Here is a 24,447-nt window from a genome sequence, read left to right as displayed (position 1 = left end):
TCGGTGACGGCCGGGGCGGGCGAGACGGGAGATTGGGCGGAGGCGAGGAGGCTGGCGAGGAGACCGAGAGCAAGAAAGAGGAGCGGGGCTTTTTTTCCGACGTGCATGGGCGCCCATTTTGCAGACATCGCCCGCCGCAGCCGCAAGCGGGTTTCCGCCCCGCCCGTAGGGCGATGTCCGACCCGTTCACACGAGCCGTGGGCTATTCGGCCGTCGCGCCCGACTCCTTCGCCACCTTGACCCACTTGGTGGTCTCGCTGCCGATGAAGGCCGCGAGCTCGGCGGGCTTCATGTTGCCGGCCGTCACGCCCTGCTCCTCGAAGCGCTTCACGACATCGGGTTGCTGCAGGGCGCGCGCCAGTTCGGCGTTGAGCCGCTGCACGATCTCCGGGGGCGTGCCGTGCGGCGCCATGAGCGCGAACCAGGTCGTCATGTCGTAGCCCTTGAGCCCGGCCTCGTCGAGCGTGGGCACGCCGGGGTAGGCGGGCGAACGCGCCTTGGTGGTCACGGCCAGCGCATGCACCTTGCCGGCCTTGACGTGCGGCGAGGCCGAGGGGCTGGTCTCGATCGCCATCTGGATCTGTCCGCCCATCAGGTCGGCCATCATCGGCGCGCCGCCCTTGTAGGGCACGTGCACGATCTCGGTCTTCGTCATCGCGCGGAACAGTTCGCCCGAGATGTGCTCGGTGCTGCCGTTGCCGGCCGAGCCGAAGTTGACCTTGCCGGGATTGGCCTTGATGTAGGCCACGAGTTCGGCCACGGTTTTCGCGGGCACCTTGTCGTTGACGATCAGCACGTTGGGCGTGGAGGCCACCAGCGCCACCGGGTCGAAGTCGCGCTGGAAGTCGTAGGCCAGCTTCTTGTAGAGGCCCGGCGCGATCGAGTGCGCGATGGTGGCGAGGAACAGCGTGTAGCCATCGGCCGGCGCCTTGGCCGCGAGGGTCGCGCCCACGGTGCCGCCCGCGCCGCCGCGGTTGTCGACGATCACCGGCTGCTTGAGCGATTCCGAGAGCTTCTGGCCCACGGTGCGCGCGACGATGTCGGTGGTGCCGCCGGCCACGAAGGGAACGACGAGGGTGATGGGCTTGCCCGGCCAGTCGGCGGCGAGCGCGGGCAGGGTGCCCACGGCCAGCAGCAGGGTCGCGAGGGCGGTGCGGAGGAAGGCTTGTCTTTTCATGGTCGTGGGGGTCTTGGTGTTGTTGTGAAGAGGGTGGTCAGGCCACGCGGTTGCGCAGCGGCAGGCCGGCGTTCCAGCGCCGCAGGTTGTCGAGGAAGAGCGCGGCCACGCGCGCCTCGTTGCCGTCCGAATGGCCGGCCGTGTGGGGCGTGACGATGACGTTCGGCAGCGACCACAGCGGCGAGTCGGCGGGCAGCGGTTCGTGCGCGAACACGTCGAGGTACGCGCCCGCGAGCGCGCCGCCGCGCAGCGCCTCGATCAGCGCGGCTTCGTCGACCACCTCGCCGCGCGCGACGTTCACGAGCCGCGCGCCCGGTGGCAGCAGCGCGAGCGCGGCGGCATCGACCAGCCCGCGCGTGCGTTCGGTCAGCGGGCAGGCGAGCAGCAGCCAGTCGGCGCGCGGCAGCACCTGGCCGATGTCCTCGAAGCGCAGGCTCTCGACGGCGGGCGCGAGCGCTGCATCGCCACTGCTGCGCACCGAGACCACGCGCAGCCCGAGCGCCGACAGCAGCGCGCCCAGGCCCTGACCGATCGGGCCCCAGCCCACGATCGCCGCGGTCTGGCCCGCGAGGTCGCGCGGCAGCCCGCTGCCCACGAGCGGCGCCCAGGTCTTGTCGCGCTGCGCCGCGAGCAGTTGCGGAAAGCGGCGCGCGAGCATCAGCACGCCGGCCAGCGCGGTCTGCACCACCACGCCCGCGTTGGCGCCCGACGAGGTCGTCACTTCGACGCCGCGCGCGCGCAGCTCGCCGTACACGGGCCGGTCGGCGCCCGAGGAATGGGCATGCACCCAGCGCAGCGAGGGCGCATGGCGCAGCGCATCGTGAAAGCGTCGGGTCTGCGGCAGCAGCTCGTGCTTGGTCGACAGGCCCGTGACGTCGCGCGAGACGAAGGCCACGTCGGCATCGTCGCCCTCGGCCACCACCACGTACGCGCGGCCGGCCAATGCCTCGGCCAGGCCGGTGCCGGCCTGGAGCGCGGCGGCCTCGGTCATGAGGATGCGCAGCGGCCCGCTCATTCGGCCGTCGCGCCCGACTCGCGAACGATGCTCTTCCATTTCTCGTACTCCTGCCGCGTGAACCTGCCGAACTGCTCGGGCGTGCCGCCCACCGGGTCGGCGCCCTCGCGGATCATCTGCGCTTCGAGCGAGGGCAGCGCGTCGTTGACCGATTTGTTGAGCAGCGCGATCACCGGCGCGGGCGTGCCCTTGGGCGCGAAGAAGCCGAACCAGGAGCCGGCCGAGAAATCGCCGAAGCCCTTCTCGGCCACGGTCGGCACGTCGGGCAACGAGCGCGAGCGCTTGAGGCTGCTGACCGCGATGGCGCGCAGCTTGCCCGCGCGGATGTGCGGGATCACCGAGGGAATGGTCGCGAACATGAACTGGATGCGCCCCGCGAGCAGGTCGGTGAGCGCATTGGCGCCCTTGTAGGGCACGTGCAGCGTGTCGGCGCCGATGCGCTTGCCGAGCATGTAGCTCGACAGGTGCGAGGAGGTGCCGATGCCGGTCGAGCCGTAGTTGAGCTTGTTCGGGTTGGCCTTGGCGTAGGCGATGAATTCCTCGAGCGTCTTCGCGGGCACCTCGGGGTTCACCACCAGCACGTTGGGCACGTCGGCGATCTGCACCACGGGCACCAGGTCGCGCAGCGGGTCGTAGGGCAGGTTCTTGTAGAGCGTCTGGTTGACGGCCATCGGGCCCACCGAGTTGACGATCAGCGTGTAGCCATCGGCCGGCGCGCGCACCACGAACTCGGTGCCGATGTTGCCGCCGCCGCCGGGCTTGTTGTCGATCACGAAGGGCTGGCCCAGCTTCTCGGACAGCTGCTGCGTGACGGCGCGCGCGAGGATGTCGGTGGTGCCGCCCGCGGTGAAGGCGACGACCACGCGCACGGGCTTGGCGGGATAGGCGGCCTGCGCCTGCGCGCGCGGCACGGCGCCGAGGCCGGCGGCCAGCAGCAGGGCCGCGGCCAGGCCCAGGAGTCGTCGCGGCAGGAGGGAGGGCTTGTCTCGTTTCATTCTTGTGATCCTCTGGGTGGGGGGCTCTACACGGGCGGGGGAAAGTCGTACAGCGCGGCCGGGTTGTCGACCAGCACGCGCCGGCGCTGCGCCGCGTCGGGCAGCCAGCGCGCCAGCAGGTTCAGCAAGGCACCGTCGTCGGGCACCTGCTGCGCCTCGAAGTAGTTGATGTGCGGCCAGTCACTGCCCCACACCACGCGCTCGGCATTGGCCCGCAGCAGCGCTTCGGCGAAGGGATCGATGTCGGCATAGGGCGGGCCCAGGCCGGTGTTGCGGTCGGCGCCCGAGATCTTGGTCCAGGCCTTGCCGTCGGCCAGCAGCCGGCACAGCGTGCGAAAGCCCGGGTCCTCGATGCCGCGCGCGGCCGCCATGCGGCCCATGTGGTCGATCACCAGCGGCAGGCCCAGGCGCAGCAGGCGCGGCGCGAGCTCGACCAGGTCGGGTGCGTGGATCCAGATCTGCGCATGCCAGCCGCGTTCCGCGAGGCGCGGCGCGAGTGCCTCCAGCACCTCGATGCCCACGCCGTTGCGGTAGACCGCATGGCCGTCGCGCTGGAACAGGTTGAAGCGCACGCCGCGGATGCCCGCCGCATGCCAGCGGTCGAGCTCGGCATCGCCGGTGTCGGCGCGCGGCACGGCGATGCCGCGCAGTCGCCCGGGGTACTGCGACAGGGCTTCGAGCACCGCGCCGTTGTCGGTGCCGCTGGCGCTGCCGGTCACCAGCACGCCGCGCGCGAGGCCGAGCCGGTCGAGGTGCGCGATGAAGGCCGCGCCCGGGTACTCGGCGGGCGTGTAGCTGCGGTCCTCGGCGAGCGGAAAGCGTGCGTAGGGACCGAAGACGTGGGCATGGCTGTCGCAGGCGCCGGTCGGCGGCGCGAAGGCCACGGGTGCGAAGGCCTCGTGCGGAGGCAGGCAGGGGCGGGTCATGCGGCGTGCCTCCTCAGTCGACCTTGAGCTTGCCGCTCTTCGCGAGCAGGCGGGCGCCCGCGTCTTCCTTCTTCAGCGTGGCGAGCCATTCCTCGGGCGAGGAGGCCTGGCCGGGGCTGCCGACGGAGATCAAACGGCGCTTCACGTTCTCGTCGGCCAGCGCCTTGCGCAGCGCGGCATTGAGCGCCTGCACCACGTCGGGTGGCGTGCCGGCCGGCGCGAGCAGGCCGGTGGCGGTGGTGGCGTCGAAGTCCTTGAGGCCGGCCTCGCGCAGGGTCGGCACGTTCGGCAGTGCGGGGTCGCGTTCCTTCGACATCACGGCCACCGCGCGCAACATGCCCGACTGGATGTGGGCGGCCGAGCTCGTGAGCTGGTCCACCACCAGGTCGATCTGGCCGCCCAGCAGGTCGGTGAGCGCTGGGGCCGAGCCCTTGTAGGGAACCGTGTTGAGGCTCAGCTTGCCGGCCTGCTCGAGCTGCAGCAGCGCGATGTGGTTGGTGGTGCCCGGCCCCGCATGGCCGGCCGTGACCTGGCCCGGCTTGCCGCGCGCGGCGGTGAGCAGTGTCTCGATGTCCTTGTACGGACCCTGGCCGCGCACCGCGATCACCAGCGGCGTGGTGGCGGCGAGGCCGATGGGCGCGAAGTTGTCGAGCGCGTAGGTGGTCTTCGTCATCAGCGGCAGCACGACCAGCGCATTGGGCGTGCTGACCAGCAACGTGTAGCCGTCGGGCTGCGCGCGTGCGACATACGAAGCGCCGATGGCGCCGCCCGCACCGGCGCGGTTGTCCACGATCACCGACTGGCCCAGGATCTGGCCGAGCGCGGGCGCGAGCGTGCGCGCGACCACGTCGAGGTTGCCGCCGGGCGCGAAGGGCACGACCAGCGTCACGGGCTTCTGCGGGAATTTCTGCGCGAAGGCGGGAACGGCCACGGCCGCGGCGAGCAGCGCCAATACGGCGGGGAACAGTCTTCTTTTCATCGGGAGTCGTCTTGGTTCTTCGAGGGAGGCGGGGGCTTCAGTCGCGGAAGCCCGGATCCATGCGGTCGAGCTTGCGCAGCAGCGCCGGCCATTCCATGAGCCCGTAGGGGCGGCGCGTGCCGGGCTGGTAGTTGTTCCAGGTCTCCTCGAGCACCTCCTGCGGCACGGCCTTGAGCGGCGTGTTGCACGACATCGCGCCGATCTGCGCGCGGCAGGCCAGCTCGAGCCGGTGCATCCAGTTGAAGGCCTCGCCCACGCTGCGGCCCACCACCAGCGCGCCGTGGTTGCGGAAGATCACGGCCTCGCGGTCTCCCAGGTCCTCGAGCAGCGAGGCCTGCTCGGCGGTGTCGAGCACCACGCCCTGGTAGTCGTGGTAGCCGATCTTGAGGAAGCGCATCGCGGTCTGCGTGAGCGGCAGCAGCCCGCATTCGAGCGAGGACACCGCCATCGAGGCCCAGCTGTGGGTGTGGATCACGCAGGCCACGTCGGGCCGCGCGGCATGCACCGCGCTGTGGATCACGTAGCCGGCCTTGTTGATGCCGTAGTTCAGCTCGCCGAAGTCGGGCGAGGACAGGATGTTGCCGTCCTGGTCGACCTTGATCAGGCTCGAGGCGGTGATCTCCTCGTACATCATCCCGTAGGGGTTGATGAGGAAGGCACCCTTCTCGCCGGGCACGTGCGAGGAGATGTGGTTGGCCATCATGTCGGACATGCCGTAGAGGTCGACCAGCCGGTAGCAGGCGGCGAGGTCGATGCGCGCCTGCCATTCGGCGGGGGAGCACTGGTCCTTCATGGAGGGGATCTGGAGCACGCCAGGGTTGGTCATCGCACGGGTCCTTTCTTCGATATCGGGTGGGGGTTCAGTCGGCGCCGAGCTGCAGGCGGCTGGGCAGGCGCTTCTCGATCGCGAACTTCAAGAGCGCCGCGCAGCGGAAGATGCCGTGCGCGAACTTGCCGTAGGGCAGCGTGAGGAACAGCGCCATCACCACGCCCAGGTGCACGGCCAGCAGCAGCGCCATGAACTGCGTGTCGCGCCAGGCCAGCAGCGCCAGGCCGGTGAGGCTGGTCAGCAGCAGCAGCGCGATGAAGCCGCGGTCCATGGGCCGCTGCGCGACGTCGCCATGCGCCGGGTCGCGCCGCAGGTTGAGCCACAAGAGGCCGATCGGGCCGACCACCAGGCCGATGCCGCCGGCGGTGCCCAGCAGCACCGGCAGGCTGGTCAGCGCATAGGGCGCATGCAGGTCGAACAGGTAGTGGTAGAGCGTGGCCACGCAGGTCGAGGCGAAGCACAGCATGAAGCCGTAGAAGGTGAAGTGATGGAAGCGCCGGCGCCACAGCGTGAAGCGGTCGTCCTCGTTGTTGCAGCCCTCGCCGTGGCCGCCGCCGAGGTACTTCAGGCGCAGCGCATCGTGCGCCGCCTCCGCGCTCGCGGGCCCGCGCACGCCCGCCATCGCCGGCGCGTTGCCGGGGTCGTTGGCCGGCGAGACCTCGCGCCAGAAGCGCCGCACGCCCAGCGTCAGCGCGAGCAGCACGAACAGCGACACCGCGCCGAACAGCAGCGCGAGGAAGTTGTGCGGGAAGATCGCGTAGAAGTTGCCGGCCAGCGGCTCGTGCAGCAGCGAGCCGCTCATCGCGACCGCGAGCACGAGGAACAGCGCGAGGCCGCCGGCCAGGGCCAGCGCGACCGTGAGCCCGGCCTTCTCGTAGAGCGAGCCCATCGCGGCGGGCCAGGCGTAGTCGTGGTAAGTCTGCACGCGCACCTGGGCCATGGCCTGCGGCACGTTGACCGCGAACTCGTGCGGCGGCGCGTACTGGCAGGCATGCAGGCAGGCGCCGCAGTTGTGGCAGAGGTTGGCCAGATAGTGCGTGTCGGCCTTGCCGAACTCGAGCCGCCGCGTCATCGCGGGGAACACGGCGCAGAAGCCCTCGCAGTAGCGGCAGGCGTTGCAGATCTGCAGGATGCGCGCGACCTCGCCCTCGGGGGCGGTCAGCGGAAGGGCGGGCTGGATCGGGATCACGCGCGACGGGGTGGCGCCGATGCCGTCCGCATCGGCACGCGCGCGGGCGACGAGATCAGTGAGCTGCTGCAAGGGCGGTCTCCGGGGAATTCTTCGAAATGTTCTTGGCGGCCTTCGCTGCCTGCGTGCCGGCGATGCGGCCGAAGGCCGTGCCGATGCTCATGCCGACGCCCGCCGTGTAGCCCTTGCCGAGCACGTTGCCGGCCATCATTTCGCCGGCCACGAACAGGTTGGGGCTGGGCCGGCCGCCGAAGCGCACGGCCGCGGTCTCGTCCACCTTCAGGCCCAGGTAGGTGAAGGTGATGCCGGGACGCACGGGGTAGGCGTGGAAGGGCGCGGTGTCCAGCGGGCGGGCCCAGTGCGTCTTGGCGGGCGCGAGGCCCTCGGTGTGGCAGTCGTCGAGCGCGGTGTGGTCGAAGCGGCCGACACGGCAGGCGGCGTTGTAGTCCTGCACGGTGCGCACGAAGGTGGCTTCGTCCAGACCGATCTTCTGCGCGAGTTCGCCGAGCGTGCTGGCCTGCGTGCCGGTGAACACCGGCGGCATGAAGCGGCCGACCGCCTTCTGGTCGATGATCGACCATGCGATCTGCCCCGGCTGCTGCGCCACCAGCCGGCCCCAGATCGCATAGCGCTTGGGCCAGAAGTCCTCGCCCTCGTCGTAGAAGCGCCGTGCTTCGCGGTTGACCACCACGCCGAGCGAGACGCAGTCGATGCGCGTGCAGATGCCGCCGTCGTAGAGCGGCGCGCGCGCGTCGATGGCGACCATGTGGCCCTGCGAGGGATCGCCGATGCTGTCGGCGCCCGCGGCGATCATGTGCTTGAGCAGCACGCCCTGGTTGAAGCGCGTGCCGCGGATCAGGAAGTTGTCGGCCGGCCATTCGCCGCGCTCGTTCTGGCCCCAGGCCTCGCGCAGCCATTCGCGGTTCGACTCGAAGCCGCCGGCCGCGAGCACGCAGCTCTTCGCCGCGATGCGTTCGCCGGCCTCGGTGCGCACGGCCACGAAGCGCTCGCCGTCGAGCTCGACCGAGGCCACGGGCGTGTCGTAGCGGATCTGCACGCCGAGCCTCTCGGCGCTGCGGAAATAGGCATTGACCAGCGCCTTGCCGCCGCCCATGAAGAAGGCATTGGTGCGCGCCACGTGCAGCGCGCCCGACAGCGGCGGCTGGAAGTGCACGCCGTGGCCGCGCATCCAGTCGCGGCAGTTCGACGAGGCGCGGATCACGAGCCGCGCGAGGTGCTCGTCGGTGAGGCCGCCCGTCACCTTCAGCAGGTCCTGCCAGTACTCCTCTTCAGGGTAGGCATCGACCAGCACGTCCTGCGGCGCGTCGTGCATGCAGCGCAGGTTGCGGGTGTGCTGCGAATTGCCGCCGCGCCATGCTTTGGGCGAGGCCTCCAGCAGCAGCACCGAAGCGCCGGCCTCGCGCGCCATCAGGGCGGCGCACAGCGCGGCATTGCCGCCGCCGACAACCAGTACGTCTATCACTCGTGGGTCTCCTTGGAATCCAGGAGACTTTAGGCAGCGCGGCCTTCACGCGAAAGGCCGAAAGCGGCAACGGGTGTTCAGTTTTCGAGAAGACTGGCGCCGGTCCAGCGGCCGTCGCGAACGAGGCTGCGCGCGGTGTCGGCCACCACCACGCGCGTGGCCAGCGCGGCCGGCGAGAGCTCGTCGTCCGACAGGCTCACGAGCAGGTTGCGCCGGCCCACGTGGGCATCGGCGATCTGCGTGAGCTCGAGGTCGTCGCGGTCGTGGCGCGCGGTGGCGGCACCGGGCTGCACGGTGGCGCCGTAGCCGGCGCGCACCGCGTCCATCAGCAGCGCGAGGCCGTCGACCTCGGCCACGATGTTCGGCTGCACGCGCGCGCGCAGGAAGGCCGCCATCAGCGTGGCGCGCAGGCCGTGGCTGCCGCTCGGCAGGATCAGCGGCACCTCGGCCAGCTGCGAGAGCCGCACCTTGGTGCCCATGGGGCGCCTGGCGAGCGTGGGCGAGGCGACCACGAAGAGCTTCTCGGCCAGCAGCGGCGAGACGCTCCAGCGCCGCGGCGTGTCGGTCTGGAACAGCACGGCCAGGTCGAGCTGGCGCGCATGCAGCATGGTCGTGAGATGGCCCGACAGCGCCTCGACCATGTGCAGCCGCACCTCGGGATAGCGCTCCTGCATGGCGCGCATCAGCGGCACGCCGAGCACGGTGGCGGTGGTGGGCGCGAGGCCCACGCTCACGTGGCCCGACAGCCGCGCCTGCTGCGCCGCGCGCACCGCGTCGTCGGCATGGCGCAGCGTGAGCTGGGCCTGCTGCAGGAAGGCCAGGCCGGCATCGGTGGGCGTGACGCCCGTGGAGCTGCGCTGCAGCAGGCGGGTGGCGAGCTCGCTCTCGAGCCGGCTGATCTGCTGGCTCAGCGCCGAGGTGACCACGCCGAGCTCGACGGCCGCGCGGCCCATGCTGCGCAGTTCGCAGACCTTGACGAAGTAGCGCAGTTGCCTCAGTTCCATGCGCGCATCATCGCGCAGGCGCCACCTCGGGCGTGCGGCGGCGCAGCAGCAACCATCCGAACAGCGGGGCGGTGACGTACATCGCCACCGAATACACCGCGGCCGGCAGCGCGAGCTGGAAGCTGCCGAGCACGCTGACCGCGACGAAGATCGCCAAGGTGGAGTTGTGGATGCCGATCTCGTAGCTGATGGCGGTGGCCAGCGGCTTCTCGAGGCCCGCGGCGCGGCTCAGGTAGTAGCCCGCGAGCAGGCTCAGCACGTTGAACAGCACCACCGGCAGGCCGATCTCGGCGAAGGTGGCCGCCATGGTCTTCCACTCGTTCGCGATCGCCAGCACCGTGACCACCGCGAGCACCACGCCGCTGAAGATCTTGGTCGGCTTCTCCATGCGCGCCGCGAAGCCGGGCCGGCGCGAGGCCACGAACATGCCGATGGCCACCGGGATCAGCACGATGGCGATCACCTCGACCAGCTTGCGCGTCTGCAGCGGCACCACCTGGCCGCTCTGCGCGAAATGGTGGATGGCCCAGTTGGCGATCAGCGGCAGCGTGACGATCGACAGCAGCGTGTTGACGGCCGTCAGCGAGATGTTCATGGCCACGTTGCCGCCGAACAGGTGCGAGAACAGGTTGGCCGAGATGCCGCCGGGCGAGGCCGCGAGCAGCATGAGCCCGATCGCGAACACCGGCGAGAGCCCGAAGCCCACGATGATCGCGTAGCAGGCCAGCGGCAGGCCGATGACCTGCAGCAGCAGCGCGATGGTCACGGCCTTCGGATGCCGGAACAGGCGCCGGAAGTCGTCGAGCGAGAGCGACAGCCCGAGCCCGAACATCACGAGCGCGAGCGCGCCGAACAGGAAGCGGGTCACGATGAGCGTGGCATCCATGGGTCTTGTCTCCTCATTCGTCGTTCTAAAAAAATGGCTGCCGGCCCCCGTCGCGCGGGTGCTGGCAGCCTGGGAAACCGGGGTCGACGCGTCTTAGTTTTTGTAGCTGTCGTCGATGCGGTCGAGCTTGCGGATCAGCGAGGGCCAGACGAACATGCCGCCGAGGCCGCCGCTTTGCACCTTCATGGCCTGGCCCACGCCTTCGATGATCTGCGGGTTCACGTGCGTGAGTTCGCTGCCGCCCGATTGGGCCGCGATCTGGATCTGGCAGGTGTTCTCGAAGGTGTACATCGAAAGGAACGCATCGGCAATGGTCTTGCCGCAGGTCAGCAGGCCGTGGTTGCGCAGCATCAGGAAGTTGGCGTGGCCCATGTCGGCCTGCAGCCGCGGCTTCTCGTCGTCGCGGAAGGCCACGCCCTCGTAGTCGTGGTAGGCCAGCGAGGCCAGCACGAAGGTCGACTGCTGGCTGATCGGCAGCACGCCGTTCTTCTGCGCGCTGACCGCGATGCCGGCCTTGGTGTGCGTGTGCAGCACGCACTGGATGTCCTCGCGCGCGGCATGCACGGCGCTGTGGATCACGAAGCCGGCTGGGTTCACGGGGTAGGGCGAGTCGATGATCTTGTTGCACTGCTGGTCGACCTTGACCAGGCTCGAGGCCGTGATCTCGTCGAACATCAGGCCGTAGGGATTGATCAGGAAGTGGTGCTCGGGGCCGGGCACGCGCGCGCTGATGTGGGTGAACACGAGGTCGCTCCAGCCGTACAGCGCCACCAGGCGGTAGCAGGCGGCGAGGTCGACGCGCAGCTGCCATTCCTCGGCGGAAACGAGCTTCTGGACTTCGGATTGGGTGGTGGCGTTCATGGTGTGGGTCCTTTGGAGGTATGGGTTCAGGCCGTGGCCGGCTCCTTCAGTGCCGACTTGTAGATGCTCTGCTTGGGCTGCGCCATCACGCGCCGCAGCAGCGGTTCGAATTCGGCGATCGGCAGGGTCTCGGCCTTCGGGTCGAAGGCCGGGTTGTCGTAGAGCGCGCAGAACTCGGCCGTGCGCTCGTAGTGCGGATGGTCGCGGAAGTTGTCGCGCATGTCGCGGTCCAGGCCGATGTGGTGGAAGAAGTAGTGGCCCTGGAAGATGCCGTGGTTCTGCACCATCCAGTGGTTGGCCTCGCTCACGAAGGGCTTGAGGATCGCGGCGGCGATGTCGGGATGGTTGAAGCTGCCGAGCGTGTCGCCGATGTCGTGCAACAGCGCGCACACCACGTACTCCTCGTCGCGGCCGTCGCGCAGCGCGCGCGTGGCGGTCTGCAGCGAGTGGGTGTAGCGGTCGACCGGAAAGCCGCCGTAGTCGCCCTCGAGGATCTGCAGGTGCTTGATCACGCGCTCCGGCAGGCCGCGCGTGAACTGCATGAATTCGCCGCCGATCAGCTGCCAGTCCTCGCGCGTGCTGTCCTGCATGGTCTTGAAGCTTGCCCGTGCATTCATCGTTGTCGTCTCCGGTGGGTCTCTCGTTCGTGGGTGAGGGCACTGTAGACCCGGGCTTGACGCTCAACTGTCAAGAATTTGACAATTGAGGCTGCTGGTAAACCCCGCCCGCGCCTGTCGCCGACTTGTCTCGCGCCATCGGCCTCCACCTTTTTCCGGCCACCGCCGCACCGCATGTCCGCTCCCGCCAAACCGCGCCTGTCCGCCGCCCACCGCGCGGCGATGGAGTCCAACCCCTGGTTCATGAGCATGCCGCGCGCGCAGCGCGAGAACCTGCTGGGCGCGGCCGAGCTGATCCACCTGCGGCGCGGCGCCATGGTGTTCCGCCAGGGCGATCCGGTGATCGCCGATGGCGGCTTCTTCGGGCTGGCGGCGGGCACCATCAAGATATCGTCGCTGCGCCAGGACGGCCGCGAGGCGATCCTCGCGGTGCTCGAGCCCGGCAACTGGTTCGGCGAGATCACGCTGATCGACGGCTCGCCGCGCACCCACGATGCCACCGCGCTCGAGGCGCTCGACCTGTTGGTGATCTCGCCGCAGGCCTTCGGCCAGCTGATGCGCGACGTGCTGTTCGCCAACGCGATCGCCGCCATGCTGGCCGCGCGCGTGCGCATGCTCTACGGCCTGGCCGAGGACGCCACGCTGCGCAGCCTGCGCGCGCGCGTCGCGCACCGCCTGCTGGTGCTGGCGCGCGGCGATGCCACGCAGTCGCAGCACACGCGCCAGCGCGTGGCGCTGCCGCAGGAAGCGCTGGCGATGATGCTCGGCGTGACGCGCCAGACGCTGTCGAAGGAACTCAATGCGCTGGCGGGCGAGGGCGTGGTGTCGCTGGGCTACGGGCGCATCGAGCTGGTGTCGCTCGACGCGCTTCAGCAGCTGGTGCGCGCCGGCTGAACGCGCCGGCCCAGCAGCGCCACCGAGCAGGCAGCCGCGACGACGATCGCCACGGCCACGGCCATCACCGCGAAGAAGGCCTGGTCGAAGGCCGTGTGCGCGAGCGCCACCAGCTGCGTGCCGATCTGCGTGGGCAGCGTCTCGGCCGCGAGCAGCGCGCCGTCGATGCCGTCGCGCGCCGAGGCCGGCACCGCCAGAGTGTCGGGAATGGCCAGCGTGGCCGTGTAGGTCGACGAGAGCACGCTGCCGAGCAGCGCGATGCCGAGCACGCCGCCCAGTTCGTACGACACCTCCTCGATCGACGCCGCCATGCCCGCGTGTTCGGCCGGCGCGTTGTTCATGATCGCGTTCGAGGCCGCCGTGATGGTCGCGCCCACGCCCAGGCCCAGCAGCACCAGCACCGCGAGCTTGAGCACGCCCGTGGCATCGACGGCCAGCGCCAGCCCGCACAGCGAGAGCGCGGTGGCCAGCAGGCCGCCGAGGATCAGCGGGCGCGAGCCGGTGCGCGACAGCACCATGCCCGCGAGCGGCCCCGCCACGAAGGCGGCGAGCGGCACCGGCAGGATCGCCAGGCCCGCCTGCAGCGGCGAGAGGCCGCTCACCAGCTGCAGCCGCTGGCTGAACACCAGCTCGACGCCGATCAGCGCCACCGAGGCCACGATGGCCGCGATCACGCCGCCCGAGAAATACGGGTCGCGGAACAGCCGGAAGTCGACCAGCGGGCTCGCGCTGCGCCGCTGGCGCCGCACGAACAGCGCCATGGCCAGCAGGCTCGCGGTGGCGCTGATACCCATCGCGAGGCCCGAGGGCACGGGCTTGGCGAATTCCTTGATCGCGAGCACCAGGCAGACCAGCGCCACGAACACCTGCACCGAGCCGATGACGTCGAAGGGCTTCGGCTGCGCGGTGGCGCCCGCGCGCCGCCCCGGCAGCAGCCAGGCGCCGAGCACCAGCGCGAGCACGACCACGGGCACGTTGATGAGGAACACGGAGCCCCACCAGAAGTACTCGAGCAGCACGCCGCCGACCACCGGGCCGAACGCGGCGCCGCCCGAGGCGACCGAGGCCCAGACGCCGATGGCGACCGCGCGCTCGCGCTCGTCGGCGAAGGCGAGCCGGATGATGGCCAGCGTGGCCGGCATCATCATCGAGGCGCCCACGCCCAGCAGGCCGCGCGCCGCGATCAGCGCCGCGGGGCTGCCGGCATAGGCGGCGCACAGCGAGGCCGCGCCGAAGACGATCAGGCCCGCGAGGAACATGCGCTTGTAGCCCACGCGGTCGCCGAGCGCGCCCATGCCGAGCAGGAAGCCCGACACCACCACCGTGTAGGCGTTGACGATCCAGAGCTTCTCGGACGAGGAGGCCGCGAGGTCGTGCGTGAGCGTGGGCAGCGCCGTGTAGAGCACGGTCATGTCGACCACGATCAGCAGCAGCGCCATCGAGACGATCACCAGCGTGATCCATTTCTTGAACACGGTATTCATCGCTCAGGCCTCCAGTTCCTTGAGCATCGTGACCGAGACCGGCATGCAGCCGCGCGCCTCGAAGAAACGGTGCGCGCCCTGGTTGCCGATGCCGCTCTCGAGGAACAGGCGCGCGATGCCGCGCTGCCGCAGTTCGGCGCAGACCCAGTCGAACAGCTGGCCGCCGACGCCGGCGGACTGGAACGGCGCATCGACCACGAGGTCGTCGAGCGTGGCGAAGGCGCGCGCGGCGCGCCGGGCCTCGTCGATGGACACCAGCGCGATCGCGGCCAGCGCATCGCCGGCATGCGCGGTGGCGATCAGCGAAGCGGCCGTCGCCGGCGGCAGCACGAGCGTTTCGCGCAGTTCGGCGCGCAGCACTTCGGGCAGGTCGCGGCGCCATTCGCCGGGCGCGACGGCGCGCGCGCCCTGCAGCTCGGAATGCGAGATGTAGCGCGGGCTCAGCTGGCGCATGAACAGCGCGGCGATGGCGGCTTCCTGCGCGGGGTCGTGGCACCAGCGCAGGGTCAGGGGGGCGGTGTGGATGCGGGGCATCGCGAGACGGGAGATCGGCATACGAACGGACTTCTCTTTTCAGGGACGGGGCGAGGTCGCCTCGCCTGGACCGCCGATCTTGCTTCAATAGAATGGATGAATAAAGATGAAACCCATCTGATAAATAGATAGAAGAGGCCTGCCATGGAATGGACCGTCGACCAGTTGCGCCAGTTCGTCACCACCGCCGACTGCGGATCGTTCTCGGCGGCCGCGCGCCGGCTCGGCAAGGCGCAGTCGGCCGTGAGCACCGCCATCGGCCTGCTCGAGGCCGACCTCGGCGTGGCGCTGTTCGATCGCTCGCGACGCAATGCGCAGCTGTCCGAGGCGGGGCAGGTGCTGTTGCTCGAGGCGCGCGAGCTGCTGCGCCAGGCCGAGCAGCTCGACCAGCGCGCGCGTTCGCTGCACGACGGCAGCGAGGCCGCGCTCTCGATGGCCTTCGACGAGGCGCTGCCGTACACCGCCATCGCCACGCTGTTGCGCGAGATCTCGGTGAAGTACCCGAGCCTCGAGCTCACGCTGCTCAACGGCACCGCCACCGAGGTGGCCGACTACGTGGAGCAGGAGCGCGCGAGCGTGGCCTTCCATTTCGACCGCGGCCCGGCGCGCGCCTGCTTCGAGCTGCGCCGCATCGGCAGCGTGCCGCAGGGCGTGTTCGTGGCGGTCGACCATCCGCTGGCCGATGGCCGCACCGTGCGGCGCAAGGACCTGGTCGGGCACCGGCAACTGCTGATGCATGCGGACGACGTGCACGAGGTGGCCTACAGCCCGCGCGTGTGGCGCTCCGACAGCTTCTACAGCACGGCCGAGATGGTGGCCGACAAGCTCGGATGGGCCGTGCTGCCGGTCAACATCGCGCACTACGAGGGCTACCGCCAGGCCCTCAAGGAACTGCCGTGCCCCGCGCTGGCATTGCCGCGGCTGTCGGTGCGCATGCTGTGGCTGCAGGGGCGGCCGCTGGGCGCCACCGCGCGCTACGTGCAGCAGCGCTTCGCGGAGCTGCTGCTCGACAGCACGGCCTGAGCCGTCCGCGCGGCTTCGCCCCGACTTTCCTGAACCGATGCATTCCGCCCGCGGGCGGCGGCGTGCGCACGCCTGTCCGGTGGCATGGCTCTTGCGAAGAAGTCGCCCGATGGGAAACTTATTCACCAATCTTGGGCAACTCCTGATACAGGATTTACCCCTGAAACGGTGGATTTCGCTTCTCAGGGAAAGCGATATGTTTCCCATTGGGAAACAAAACTAATCTTCGCGCAGCTTCACCGCCCGTGCACGAAAACGGGCAACCCACGCCGCCGCCGCCGTCGAGGCGGGCGGTCCCCGTCAGCAGAGCCATCAACCTCGCATCGGAGAGCCACCACCATGAATCACCCCGCCAATCCCGCGCTGGCCCAGGAGGGACGGTCGGCCGAGACCGACAGCTCCGAAGTCAGCCGTGTCGTGTTCGCCAGCTCGGTCGGAACCATCATCGAGTGGTACGACTTCCTGATCTACGGCACCGCCGCCGCGCTGGTCTTCAACAAGATCTTCTTTCCCGCCGACGACCCGCTGATGGGCACGCTGGCCGCGCTCGGCAGCGCGGCCGTGGGCTTCTTCGCGCGGCCCTTCGGCGGCGCGGTGTTCGGCTACTTCGGCGACCGGCTGGGCCGCAAGTCGATGCTGTTGCTGACGCTCGCGATCATGGGACTCGGCACCTTCGCCATCGGCCTGCTGCCGACCTACCAGCAGATCGGCGTCTGGGCGCCGATCCTGTTGATCGTGCTGCGCATCGTGCAGGGCATCGGCCTGGGCGGCGAGTGGGGCGGGGCGGCGCTGATGGTGCTCGAGCATGCGCCGAAGCGCCGGCGCGGGCTCTGCGGCAGCCTGGTGCAGGTCGGCTTCCCGATCGGCCTGATCCTGTCGGCCGGCGTCTACTCGATGGTGTCGACCTTGCCCGAGGAGGACTTCATGGCCTGGGGCTGGCGCGTGCCCTTCCTGCTGAGCGTGGTGCTGGTGGCGCTCGGTGCCTTCATCCGCACGCGGGTGTCGGAGTCGCCGGTGTTCCTCGAGATGAAGGCCAAGAAGGAGATTGCGCGCAACCCCTTCGCCGAGGCCGTGTTCCGCGATCCGAAGAACTTCCTGATCGCGGTGGGCCTGAAGATCTGCGAGGTGTCGTGGGTCTACATGCTCACGGTGTTCATGGTGGTCTACGCGACCAAGAACCTCGGCCTGCCCAAGGAGATGCTGCTCAACGCGATCATGGTCGCGGCGGCGATCGAGGTGGTGACGATTCCGCTGTTCGGCTGGCTGTCGGACATCATCGGCCGCCGCCCGTTCTACTTCGCGGGCACGCTCTTCACCATCGTCTTCGCGTTCCCGCTGTTCTGGCTGGTGGACACGCGCGATCCGTGGATCATCATCGCCGCGACCGCGGTGGCGCTGAGCTTCGGCCACGGCCTGATGTTCGGCCCGCAGGCCACCTACTTCCCCGAGTTGTTCGGCGCACGCGTGCGCTACACCGGCGCCTCGTTCGGCTTCCAGGTGTCGGCCGCGCTCGGCGGCGGGCTGGCGCCGATCCTCGCCACCCTGCTGGTGGGCAAGCTCGGCGGCACCGCGGGCGTGTCGATCATGCTGATCGGCCTGGCCTGCGTGACCCTGGTGGCGGCCTTCTTCGCGCACGAGACGCGCGACGACTCGGTGCGCAACTTCTGAGCGCGGCCGCATGACCTTCGTCGTGACCGAAGCCTGCATCGCGTGCCGCTATGGCGAGTGCGTGTCGGTGTGCCCGCAGAACGCCTTCCACGAAGGACCGAACTTCGTGGTCATCGACCCGCGCGCCTGCGCCAACTGCGGCCTGTGCGAGATGGTGTGCCCGGTGCAGGCGATCCATCCCGCGGCCGACCTCGCGCCCGACCAGCGCGACTGGATCGCGCTCAATGCGCGGCTCGCGGCGCAGTGGCCAGTGGCGGCCGACACCCGGCCGCTGGCCGACGCCGACGCGCATGCCTTCGACACGGCCAAGCGCGAGCGCCTGATCCTCGAACCATGAACCCCGACGCCTTTTCATCCAGAACGAAAGACCCGCGAATGCACATGACCTTCCTGCTCTACGAGGGCATCGAGCCCGTCGACCTCGCCGCCATCGGCGTGGTCTCGATGGCGCGGCGCGTGATCCCCGAGCTCGGCTACCAGACCGTGTCCTTCGACCGCGCGCCGGTCACGCTCGCCAACGGGCTGCAGGTGCTGCCGAACAAAAGCTTCGAGGAGGTGCGCGAGGTCGACGTGCTGCTGGTGCCCGGCGGGCCCGGCTGGCGTGCTGCTTCACAGGACGCACGCGTGCTCGAGTTCGTGCGCCGGGCCGCGCCCGAAGCGCTGGTCTGCTCGGTCTGCACTGGCGCGATGATCCTGGCCGAGGCCGGCGTGCTCGACGGCCTGCGCGCGACCACCAAGTTCGAGGTGGTGCCACCCGAGACCTCGCCGCTCGATGAGTTGCGGCAACGCTATCCAGCGATCCGCACCGAGCCCGCGCTCGTGGTCGACAACGGCCGCGTGGTCACCGGCGGCGGCGTCACGCTGTGCATCGACGCCGTGCTGTACCTGATCGAGAAACGCTTCGGCCCCGCACCCGCGGCCGAGGTGGCCCGGATCATGGAATACGGCGCCGCGCGCGAGGCCAACCGGCTGCGCTTCGCGGGCTGAGCGCTTTCGATTTTCAAAAGTTGTCCAATGGGAAACTTCGATCTAGAATCGAATCCACCCGCTGCGGCGATGTCCCCCGTCCCTCACCCATCCATTCATCCACAGGAGTCAAACACCATGTCCGCCGTCTTCAAGGAACGCCTCTCCGGCAAGCTGCAACCCACCCCCGGTGGTTCGGTCTACGTAGACCCGGCCACGCTCGAATGGCGGCCCTCGCAGTTTCCGAAGATCCAGATGAAGGTGCTCTACCGCAACGACGCATCGGGCGAGATGACGGTGCTGCTCAAGTGGGAACCCGGCGCGGTGCTGCCGTTCCACAAGCATCCCGAGATCGAGCAGAGCTGGGTGCTCGAGGGTTCGTTCTCGGACCACGACGGCATCTGCCGCGCGGGCCAGTTCGTCTGGCGCCAGCCGGGCTCTCTGCACGAGACGCGCTCGGACGAGGGCTGCACCATCCTCGCGATCTATCGCAAGCCCAATGTGTTCTTCAACGCGGCGGGTTTCGAAGCCGACAAGAACTGAGTTCTTCCTGCGCGGTGCCGGCCATCCGGGCAACCGGGTGTGCCGGCGGGTAAACCGGTTCCGTTAAATTCGGAACATGGTTGCTTCAAAGAAAACCGTTCGCGCGCCGAAGCGCGCGGCGGCCCCCGCCGCTGCTGCCGTTGCAGCGGCCCCCGCCGAGGTGCCGGCCCATGTGGACCTCGGCGTGCGCCTCAAGCAGCGGCGCCTCGAGGCGGGCCTCACGCTCGCGGCGCTGGCCGAGCAGGCCGGCTTCGGCAAGGCCTATCTCTCGCGCATCGAGAGCGGCCAGAAGGTGCCGCCGATCGGCTCGCTGGCGCGCATCGCGAGCGTGCTGGGCATCGAGGCCGCGAGCCTGCTGACCGACAACACGCATGCGCAGCAGAGCTGGCGCGGCGTGAGCCTGGTGCGGCATGCCGACAAGCGCCCGACCGTGATGGGCGGCAGCGCCTTTGGCTACGACTACTTCGCGCTGACCGACGCCACCACCGACCGCGCGCTGCAGCCCTTCCTGTTCACCTTTCCCGACAAGGTCGACAAGTTCGTGTTCTTCGAGCACGAGGGCGAGGAGATGATGCACGTGCTCACGGGCCGCGTGGAGTGGCAGGTCGGGGTCGACAAGTTCATCCTCGAACCCGGCGACACGCTGCATTTCGACGCGCGCATCCCGCACCGCGGGCATGCGCTCGCGGGGCCGGCCACGGCGCTGGTGGTGATCTATTCGCCCGTGGGCTACCACCCGAACCTGGCCTGAAACCTCAGCGCAGAACGCGCCCGTCGGCCGAGATGCTGATCAGGTCGATGCTGCGCACGTTGTCGCGCAGGCCCGGGCGCAGGTTGATGCGGAAGCCGCCGACGTCGTAGTCGGTCATCGCGCTCATCACGCGCTGCAGGCTCTGCGGCGTGAAGCCGCGGCCCGCGCGGCGCACCGCCTCACCCACGGTCTTGGCGGCGATGAAGCCCTCGAGGCCCTCGTACGAAGGCGCCTGGTCGGAGTTGTCGACCGCGGCGCGGTACTCCTTGACGATCGGGATCGCCGAGGGCCGCGGCGAGGGCACGACCTGCGAGATCACGATGCCGCCGATGTCCTTGCCGAGCTCGGCGTAGAGCGGATCGATGCCCACGATCGAGAAGGCCATGAAGCTGCCGGTGTAGCCGTTCTTGCGCAGCGTGCGGATGGCCTGGGCCGTGGTGCCCGAGAGCGACACCAGCACGATGGCCTGGGGCGAGGGCTGCTGCACGGCCTTGAGCGCATCCTCGAGCGGCTTGCCGCCGCCCGCGGGCACCAGCGCGGTGGCGACCAGCGGCGGCAGCTTGAGTTCGCTCACGGCCTGCTGCACCGCCGCGAGGCCGGCATGGCCCATCGCGTCGTCGTCGCCGACCAATGCGATGCGGGTCTGCCCCACGGTGGCGCACTGGCGCACGATCTTCAGTGCCTCGTCGATCATGCCGGGGCGCACATGGAACACGTTGGGATGCGCGGGGCCGCGCAAGGTGTCCGAGGCCGCGAAGGGCGCGAACAGCAGGCTGCCCTGCTGGGTGGCGACCTCGGCGCCGGCATTGCTGCTGGCGGTGCCGACGAAGCCGAACAGCATGTCGGCCTTGTCGCGCGACAGCAGGGTGCGGGCGTTGGCCGCCGCGCGGCTCGCGTCGTAGCCGTCGTCGAGCTGCAGCAGCTTGAGCTGCAGGCCGCTGGCGGCATTGCGTTCGTTGAAGTCGCTCACCGCGAGCCGGCTGCCGGCCGCGAAGGCCAGGCCGATCTCGCCGGCCGTGCCGGTCAGCGGCACCGACTGGCCCAGCAGCACCACGCGGGCGCCGCCGGCCGCGGCCGCGCGGGTGGCCTGCGCGAACGCGCGCGGCCCGGCCGTGCCCAGGGCCAACAGGGCGCCCGTCTTGATCAGCCACTGTCTGCGTGCGTCGTTCATCGGACACCCTTTGCTCAAAATAGTAAAAAAGTGTAGCAATTTGGATGCCCGGCGGGAAGTTTTGCGCACTGCAGAATCGCCGGCATGAACAAGATCGCTGTGCTGGCACTGGGATGTGCCGTGGTGGCCGGTTGCACCGACCTGGCCCGGAACAGGGCGCCACAGGCGCAGGAGGCCGACTTCTCGCAGGGCGGGACCGGGACGCCGACGCTGGAGATCGCCGCGCCGCCCACGATCGCGCCTCCGCCCATGGCGGATCCGACACCGGCGCGGCAGCCAGCGCCGGTGTCCGATGCGCGCGTGCTGCAGCGCTCGATCCCGAGCTATCCCTCGCAACTGGCCGAGCAGGGCGTGGCGGGCACGGTGGTCGCGGCCTTCGACGTGAACCCCGAGGGGCGCGCCGACCGGATCCGGATCGTCAGCTCGCCGCATCCGCTGCTGTCGCAGGTGGTGACGAAGTCCCTCGAAGCCTGGCGCTTCGAGCCGGCGCGCGACGCGAACGGCCAGGGCCTGCGCAGCGCGATGCGGCTGCCGTTCCGCTTCGTGGTCGAGGACTGACGCAGGCGCGCGCTCAGGCGCGCTCGAACACCAGGTCCCAGACCCCGTGGCCCAGCTTGAGGCCGCGGTTCTCGAACTTGGTCAGCGGCCGGTAATCGGGCTTGGGCGCGTAGTCGGCGGCGGTGTTGCGCAGCAGCGGCTCGGCCGACAGCACCTCGAGCATCTGCTCGGCGTAGGGCTGCCAGTCGGTGGCGCAGTGGATGTAGCCGCCGGGGCGCAGGTGCTGTGCCAGCTTGGTCACGAACTCGGCCTGGATCAGCCGGCGCTTGTTGTGGCGCTTCTTGTGCCAGGGATCGGGAAAGAACACGTGCACGCCGGCCAGCGTGGCGGGCTGCAGCATGTGGTCGAGCACCTCGACGGCGTCGTGCGCGCAGATGCGGATGTTGGGGATGGCCTGTTCGCCGATGCGCTTGAGCAGCGCGCCCACGCCGGGCTCGTGCACCTCGCAGCAGAGGAAGTTGGTGTCGGGCCGCACGGTCGCGATGTGGGCCGTGGCCTCGCCCATGCCGAAGCCGATCTCGAGCACGGTCGGCGCCTCGCGGCCGAAGGCCGCGGCCAGGTCCAGCGTCTCCTCGCGGTAGGGCAGCAGGTACAGCGGGCCCAGCTCGGCGAAGGCGCGTGCCTGGCCGTCGGTGGTGCGGCCGCCGCGCTTCACGAAGCTCTTGAGGCGGCGGTGCAGCGGATGGGGCGTGGTGCTGTCGCCTGCGTCGTCGGCGGCGGGCGGAAGGTCGTGGGACACGGTGTCGGGAGAGGTCATTGCGGCCGCGAATTGTAGAGAGCGCGCCATGCGGGCACCCAGCCGGCCAGCGCCTCGGCGCACGAAGCACCTGCGGCCGGGCCCAGGCCGAGCACGCGCGCCGCGGCATCGAGCGCGGCGCGCGCGGCCTCGGGCGTCGCGGTGTCGAAGGCCGCCGCGCCGTTCTGCTTCGAGAGCTTGTGGCCGTCGGCGCCGCGCACCAGCGGCGTGTGCAGGTAGCGCGGCGTCGGCAGGCCGAGCGCGCGTTGCAGCAGGATCTGGCGCGCCGTGTTGTCGGCCAGGTCCTCGCCGCGCACCACGTCGCTCACGCCCTGGTCTGCATCGTCGACCACCACCGCGAGCTGGTAGGCCCAGGGGCCGTCGGCACGGCGCAGCACGAAGTCGCCGACCTCGCGGCTCACGTCCTGACTTTGCGCGCCGAGGCGGCGGTCGGTCCAGTGGAGCTCGCCCGGCGCCGCGGCCTCGAACTTCTGCGTGGCGAAGCGCCAGGCGCGTGCGGGCTTGCCGTGCAGGCCGTCGCGGCAGGTGCCGGGGTAGACGCGCTCGCCATGGCGCTCGTGCTGCTGGCCCAGGCGCGCGAGCGCGGCGTCGATGTCTTTGCGCGAGCAGCCGCAGGGGTAGGCGAGGCCGCGTTCGCGCAGGCGCGCCAGGGCCGCCTCGTAGCGCGCGGTGCGCGCGGTCTGCCACACGGGTTCCTCGTCGGGGATCAGCGCGCAGTCGGCGAGCTGGCGCAGGATGCGCTCGCCCATGCCCGGCAGGCAGCGCTCGGTGTCGGCATCCTCGATGCGCACCAGCCAGCGCGCCTGCGGTCCATGCGCGCGCACGTCGAGCCAGCTCGCGAGCGCGGCGACCAGCGAGCCCGCATGCAGCGGGCCGGTGGGCGAGGGAGCGAAGCGGCCGACGGGAGGCATGAAAAAACGGCAAGGGGCCGCGGCCGGCCCCGGAACGCGAACTACAGCGCCGCGAGCGCGAGCGACAGGCCCGAGACGAAGGCGTCCTCGACGCGATGGCCGATGCACCAGTCGCCGGCCACGCCGATGCGCGCCTTGGCGTCCCACAGGTGGCTCTGGCCCACCGGCACCTGGGTCTGGGCCTCGGTCCAGCACAGCGCCTGCGCATGGGCCGGCGTGGCATGGATGCCGGTGATCTCGGAGAAGGCGCGCAGCAGCTTGGCCTCGATGCGCGGCGCGTCGTCGCGCAGGTGTTCCTGCGACCAGGTGGCGCTGGCCTGCAGGGTCCAGCGCTCGATGCGTTCGCGGCCGGGCTTGGACGATTCGCGCGCCAGCCAGGCCACGCGGTGGTGCGTGCTGCGCGCGGCATTCCATTGCGGGCCGAGGTGCGACATGGTCGGCTGGTTGGCCTGCGGGAAGGCGATCATCAGCGTCCAGCACGGCGCGATGCGCACCGGCTCGACCTGGCGGCTGATGGTCCGGGACAGCTTGCCGTCCTCGAGCAGCGCGCGGGCGCGCGAAGGCGGCACCGCGAGCAGCACCGCGTCGAAGCCCGAGTACACGCGCTGCGAGTCGCCGGCACCGGCGGTGCGCAGCTGCCAGCGCGCGGCATCGAGCGCGTCGGGCTCGATGCGCGTGACCTGCGTGCCGGTGACCAGGCTGTCGCCCAGCGGCCGGGCCCATTGCGCCACCAGCGAGTCCATGCCGGGCTGGGCCACCCAGTGCGATTCGAGCGAGGGCAGCGCGGCCTCGGCCACGCGGCCGTGGGCGTCAAGCACGCGCACGAGGTTGGCGCTCCAGCGCCGGCACAGGCCGGGCACGGTCTCGAGCGCCAGCGCGAAGCGCGCGTCGCGCACGGTGAAGTACTGCGCGCCGCTGTCGAAGCGGCCGAAGGCGGTGTCGACGCTGGCCATGCGGCCGCCCGCCCCGTCGCCGCGCTCGAACAGCGTGACGCGGTGGCCGGCCTGCACCAGCGTGCGTGCGCAGGCCACGCCGGCCATGCCGGCGCCGACGACGGCGTAGTGGCGCGGCGCGGTGGCGGAGGCCGTGTCGGGGGCTGTGTCGGGGGAGGGGGCCGGGGTTCGGTGGCGGTCTGCCTTGGCGCGAGGACGAGTGGTCATTGCTGGACCCTTTTCTTGTGACGAGGTGAAGACGGTTGGATGCTGCGCCGACTCTAACCCGGTCTT

General features: G+C 70.2%; 26 protein-coding genes. 8 read left to right on the top strand and 18 right to left on the bottom strand.

Annotated elements, in window-relative coordinates:
* Nucleotides 1–202 precede the first annotated feature (202 nt).
* From BM109_RS16575 to BM109_RS16520, 12 genes are all read right to left on the bottom strand, one after another.
* Nucleotides 203–1,177: a tripartite tricarboxylate transporter substrate binding protein gene (locus BM109_RS16575; RefSeq protein ID WP_093344411.1), complete on the bottom strand. Its 975-nt coding sequence runs from the start codon at nt 1,175–1,177 to the stop codon at nt 203–205.
* Between the two features lie 37 nt (nt 1,178–1,214).
* A complete protein-coding gene (locus tag BM109_RS16570; RefSeq protein ID WP_093344409.1) occupies nt 1,215–2,192 on the bottom strand; it encodes a D-2-hydroxyacid dehydrogenase in 978 nt (325 codons plus the stop codon).
* Nucleotides 2,189–3,187: a Bug family tripartite tricarboxylate transporter substrate binding protein gene (locus BM109_RS16565; protein WP_093344407.1), complete on the bottom strand. Its 999-nt coding sequence runs from the start codon at nt 3,185–3,187 to the stop codon at nt 2,189–2,191. The genes BM109_RS16570 and BM109_RS16565 overlap by 4 nt, the downstream gene beginning before the upstream one ends.
* Before the next feature lie 26 nt (nt 3,188–3,213).
* On the bottom strand, nt 3,214–4,113 hold the full coding sequence (locus BM109_RS16560) for an amidohydrolase family protein (RefSeq protein ID WP_093344405.1): 900 nt from the start codon (nt 4,111–4,113) through the stop codon (nt 3,214–3,216).
* Between the two features lie 13 nt (nt 4,114–4,126).
* Entirely contained in the window at nt 4,127–5,092 is a 966-nt protein-coding gene (locus BM109_RS16555) for a tripartite tricarboxylate transporter substrate binding protein (RefSeq protein ID WP_093344404.1), read from the bottom strand.
* A gap of 37 nt (nt 5,093–5,129) precedes the next feature.
* A complete protein-coding gene (locus BM109_RS16550) occupies nt 5,130–5,918 on the bottom strand; it encodes a class II aldolase/adducin family protein (protein WP_093344402.1) in 789 nt (262 codons plus the stop codon).
* A gap of 34 nt (nt 5,919–5,952) precedes the next feature.
* The gene (gene tcuB, locus BM109_RS16545; RefSeq protein WP_093344401.1) at nt 5,953–7,182 is read right to left on the bottom strand and encodes a tricarballylate utilization 4Fe-4S protein TcuB; all 1,230 of its coding nucleotides are present in this window, start codon (nt 7,180–7,182) and stop codon (nt 5,953–5,955) included.
* Nucleotides 7,166–8,593, bottom strand: a complete 1,428-nt coding sequence (tcuA, locus tag BM109_RS16540; RefSeq protein ID WP_093344399.1) for an FAD-dependent tricarballylate dehydrogenase TcuA — start codon at nt 8,591–8,593, stop codon at nt 7,166–7,168. The genes tcuB and tcuA overlap by 17 nt, the downstream gene beginning before the upstream one ends.
* 77 nt (nt 8,594–8,670) lie before the next feature.
* The gene (locus BM109_RS16535; RefSeq protein ID WP_057597474.1) at nt 8,671–9,597 is read right to left on the bottom strand and encodes a LysR family transcriptional regulator; all 927 of its coding nucleotides are present in this window, start codon (nt 9,595–9,597) and stop codon (nt 8,671–8,673) included.
* A gap of 7 nt (nt 9,598–9,604) precedes the next feature.
* Entirely contained in the window at nt 9,605–10,483 is an 879-nt protein-coding gene (locus tag BM109_RS16530) for a bile acid:sodium symporter family protein (protein ID WP_093344397.1), read from the bottom strand.
* Between the two features lie 93 nt (nt 10,484–10,576).
* On the bottom strand, nt 10,577–11,344 hold the full coding sequence (locus BM109_RS16525; protein WP_093344395.1) for a class II aldolase/adducin family protein: 768 nt from the start codon (nt 11,342–11,344) through the stop codon (nt 10,577–10,579).
* Nucleotides 11,345–11,370: 26 nt separating this feature from the next.
* Nucleotides 11,371–11,961, bottom strand: coding sequence for an HD domain-containing protein (locus tag BM109_RS16520; RefSeq protein ID WP_093344393.1), 591 nt, complete (start codon nt 11,959–11,961; stop codon nt 11,371–11,373).
* A gap of 174 nt (nt 11,962–12,135) precedes the next feature.
* Here BM109_RS16520 and BM109_RS16515 point away from each other — a divergent pair, with 174 nt between their 5' ends.
* Nucleotides 12,136–12,855, top strand: a complete 720-nt coding sequence (locus BM109_RS16515) for a Crp/Fnr family transcriptional regulator (RefSeq protein WP_093344391.1) — start codon at nt 12,136–12,138, stop codon at nt 12,853–12,855.
* On the opposite strand, the gene BM109_RS16510 is transcribed toward BM109_RS16515, so the two are convergent.
* Together BM109_RS16510 and BM109_RS16505 are read right to left on the bottom strand one after the other, a co-directional pair.
* Nucleotides 12,831–14,339: an MFS transporter gene (locus BM109_RS16510; protein WP_093344390.1), complete on the bottom strand. Its 1,509-nt coding sequence runs from the start codon at nt 14,337–14,339 to the stop codon at nt 12,831–12,833. The genes BM109_RS16515 and BM109_RS16510 overlap by 25 nt on opposite strands.
* A 3-nt stretch (nt 14,340–14,342) precedes the next feature.
* Nucleotides 14,343–14,894 carry a GNAT family N-acetyltransferase gene (locus BM109_RS16505; protein WP_093344388.1) on the bottom strand — a complete coding sequence of 184 codons (552 nt, stop codon included), beginning with the start codon at nt 14,892–14,894 and terminating at the stop codon, nt 14,343–14,345.
* 123 nt (nt 14,895–15,017) lie between these two features.
* Here BM109_RS16505 and BM109_RS16500 point away from each other — a divergent pair, with 123 nt between their 5' ends.
* From BM109_RS16500 to BM109_RS16475, 6 genes are all read left to right on the top strand, one after another.
* Nucleotides 15,018–15,896 carry a LysR family transcriptional regulator gene (locus BM109_RS16500; protein ID WP_093344386.1) on the top strand — a complete coding sequence of 293 codons (879 nt, stop codon included), beginning with the start codon at nt 15,018–15,020 and terminating at the stop codon, nt 15,894–15,896.
* 339 nt (nt 15,897–16,235) lie between these two features.
* Nucleotides 16,236–17,564: an MFS transporter gene (locus BM109_RS16495; protein ID WP_093344384.1), complete on the top strand. Its 1,329-nt coding sequence runs from the start codon at nt 16,236–16,238 to the stop codon at nt 17,562–17,564.
* A gap of 10 nt (nt 17,565–17,574) precedes the next feature.
* Nucleotides 17,575–17,901 (top strand): ferredoxin family protein, encoded by a 327-nt coding sequence (locus tag BM109_RS16490; protein WP_093344382.1) that lies wholly within the window; start codon nt 17,575–17,577, stop codon nt 17,899–17,901.
* Between the two features lie 38 nt (nt 17,902–17,939).
* The gene (locus tag BM109_RS16485) at nt 17,940–18,551 is read left to right on the top strand and encodes a DJ-1/PfpI family protein (RefSeq protein ID WP_093344380.1); all 612 of its coding nucleotides are present in this window, start codon (nt 17,940–17,942) and stop codon (nt 18,549–18,551) included.
* Nucleotides 18,552–18,668: 117 nt separating this feature from the next.
* Nucleotides 18,669–19,073, top strand: coding sequence for a cupin domain-containing protein (locus tag BM109_RS16480; protein ID WP_093344378.1), 405 nt, complete (start codon nt 18,669–18,671; stop codon nt 19,071–19,073).
* A 76-nt stretch (nt 19,074–19,149) separates the two neighbouring features.
* On the top strand, nt 19,150–19,824 hold the full coding sequence (locus BM109_RS16475) for a helix-turn-helix domain-containing protein (protein WP_093344376.1): 675 nt from the start codon (nt 19,150–19,152) through the stop codon (nt 19,822–19,824).
* Nucleotides 19,825–19,828: 4 nt separating this feature from the next.
* Here the strand turns inward: BM109_RS16475 and BM109_RS16470 are convergent, their stop codons facing one another.
* Nucleotides 19,829–20,995, bottom strand: a complete 1,167-nt coding sequence (locus BM109_RS16470) for an ABC transporter substrate-binding protein (RefSeq protein WP_093344374.1) — start codon at nt 20,993–20,995, stop codon at nt 19,829–19,831.
* 84 nt (nt 20,996–21,079) lie between these two features.
* Here BM109_RS16470 and BM109_RS16465 point away from each other — a divergent pair, with 84 nt between their 5' ends.
* Nucleotides 21,080–21,553: an energy transducer TonB gene (locus tag BM109_RS16465; RefSeq protein WP_093344372.1), complete on the top strand. Its 474-nt coding sequence runs from the start codon at nt 21,080–21,082 to the stop codon at nt 21,551–21,553.
* A 13-nt stretch (nt 21,554–21,566) separates the two neighbouring features.
* Here BM109_RS16465 and trmB read toward each other — a convergent pair whose 3' ends face one another.
* The 3 genes from trmB to BM109_RS16450 are packed head-to-tail and all read right to left on the bottom strand — an operon-like array spanning nt 21,567 to nt 24,381.
* Complete coding sequence (trmB, locus tag BM109_RS16460; protein WP_093344370.1) at nt 21,567–22,310, bottom strand: tRNA (guanosine(46)-N7)-methyltransferase TrmB; 744 nt, start codon at nt 22,308–22,310, stop codon at nt 21,567–21,569.
* Nucleotides 22,307–23,221, bottom strand: coding sequence for a tRNA glutamyl-Q(34) synthetase GluQRS (gene gluQRS / locus BM109_RS16455; protein WP_093344368.1), 915 nt, complete (start codon nt 23,219–23,221; stop codon nt 22,307–22,309). The genes trmB and gluQRS overlap by 4 nt, the downstream gene beginning before the upstream one ends.
* 41 nt (nt 23,222–23,262) lie before the next feature.
* On the bottom strand, nt 23,263–24,381 hold the full coding sequence (locus tag BM109_RS16450; RefSeq protein WP_093344366.1) for an NAD(P)/FAD-dependent oxidoreductase: 1,119 nt from the start codon (nt 24,379–24,381) through the stop codon (nt 23,263–23,265).
* Nucleotides 24,382–24,447 lie beyond the last annotated feature (66 nt).

Source organism: Variovorax sp. PDC80 (genome assembly GCF_900115375.1).
In the GTDB taxonomy this organism is placed as follows: Bacteria; Pseudomonadota; Gammaproteobacteria; order Burkholderiales; family Burkholderiaceae_C; genus Variovorax.
This window is presented reverse-complemented; position numbering and strand designations above follow the sequence as displayed.

Bases quoted from the DNA above. Each gene is read 5' to 3' on its own strand.
- BM109_RS16575 (WP_093344411.1), bottom strand. From the start codon at position 1,177: ATGAAAAGACAAGCCTTCCTCCGCACCGCCCTCGCGACCCTGCTGCTG.
- BM109_RS16570 (WP_093344409.1), bottom strand. From the start codon at position 2,192: ATGAGCGGGCCGCTGCGCATCCTCATGACCGAGGCCGCCGCGCTCCAG.
- BM109_RS16565 (WP_093344407.1), bottom strand. From the start codon at position 3,187: ATGAAACGAGACAAGCCCTCCCTCCTGCCGCGACGACTCCTGGGCCTG.
- BM109_RS16560 (WP_093344405.1), bottom strand. From the start codon at position 4,113: ATGACCCGCCCCTGCCTGCCTCCGCACGAGGCCTTCGCACCCGTGGCC.
- BM109_RS16555 (WP_093344404.1), bottom strand. From the start codon at position 5,092: ATGAAAAGAAGACTGTTCCCCGCCGTATTGGCGCTGCTCGCCGCGGCC.
- BM109_RS16550 (WP_093344402.1), bottom strand. From the start codon at position 5,918: ATGACCAACCCTGGCGTGCTCCAGATCCCCTCCATGAAGGACCAGTGC.
- BM109_RS16535 (WP_057597474.1), bottom strand. From the start codon at position 9,597: ATGGAACTGAGGCAACTGCGCTACTTCGTCAAGGTCTGCGAACTGCGC.
- BM109_RS16530 (WP_093344397.1), bottom strand. From the start codon at position 10,483: ATGGATGCCACGCTCATCGTGACCCGCTTCCTGTTCGGCGCGCTCGCG.
- BM109_RS16525 (WP_093344395.1), bottom strand. From the start codon at position 11,344: ATGAACGCCACCACCCAATCCGAAGTCCAGAAGCTCGTTTCCGCCGAG.
- BM109_RS16520 (WP_093344393.1), bottom strand. From the start codon at position 11,961: ATGAATGCACGGGCAAGCTTCAAGACCATGCAGGACAGCACGCGCGAG.
- BM109_RS16515 (WP_093344391.1), top strand. From the start codon at position 12,136: ATGTCCGCTCCCGCCAAACCGCGCCTGTCCGCCGCCCACCGCGCGGCG.
- BM109_RS16510 (WP_093344390.1), bottom strand. From the start codon at position 14,339: ATGAATACCGTGTTCAAGAAATGGATCACGCTGGTGATCGTCTCGATG.
- BM109_RS16505 (WP_093344388.1), bottom strand. From the start codon at position 14,894: ATGCCGATCTCCCGTCTCGCGATGCCCCGCATCCACACCGCCCCCCTG.
- BM109_RS16500 (WP_093344386.1), top strand. From the start codon at position 15,018: ATGGAATGGACCGTCGACCAGTTGCGCCAGTTCGTCACCACCGCCGAC.
- BM109_RS16495 (WP_093344384.1), top strand. From the start codon at position 16,236: ATGAATCACCCCGCCAATCCCGCGCTGGCCCAGGAGGGACGGTCGGCC.
- BM109_RS16490 (WP_093344382.1), top strand. From the start codon at position 17,575: ATGACCTTCGTCGTGACCGAAGCCTGCATCGCGTGCCGCTATGGCGAG.
- BM109_RS16485 (WP_093344380.1), top strand. From the start codon at position 17,940: ATGCACATGACCTTCCTGCTCTACGAGGGCATCGAGCCCGTCGACCTC.
- BM109_RS16480 (WP_093344378.1), top strand. From the start codon at position 18,669: ATGTCCGCCGTCTTCAAGGAACGCCTCTCCGGCAAGCTGCAACCCACC.
- BM109_RS16475 (WP_093344376.1), top strand. From the start codon at position 19,150: ATGGTTGCTTCAAAGAAAACCGTTCGCGCGCCGAAGCGCGCGGCGGCC.
- BM109_RS16470 (WP_093344374.1), bottom strand. From the start codon at position 20,995: ATGAACGACGCACGCAGACAGTGGCTGATCAAGACGGGCGCCCTGTTG.
- BM109_RS16465 (WP_093344372.1), top strand. From the start codon at position 21,080: ATGAACAAGATCGCTGTGCTGGCACTGGGATGTGCCGTGGTGGCCGGT.
- trmB (WP_093344370.1), bottom strand. From the start codon at position 22,310: ATGACCTCTCCCGACACCGTGTCCCACGACCTTCCGCCCGCCGCCGAC.
- gluQRS (WP_093344368.1), bottom strand. From the start codon at position 23,221: ATGCCTCCCGTCGGCCGCTTCGCTCCCTCGCCCACCGGCCCGCTGCAT.
- BM109_RS16450 (WP_093344366.1), bottom strand. From the start codon at position 24,381: ATGACCACTCGTCCTCGCGCCAAGGCAGACCGCCACCGAACCCCGGCC.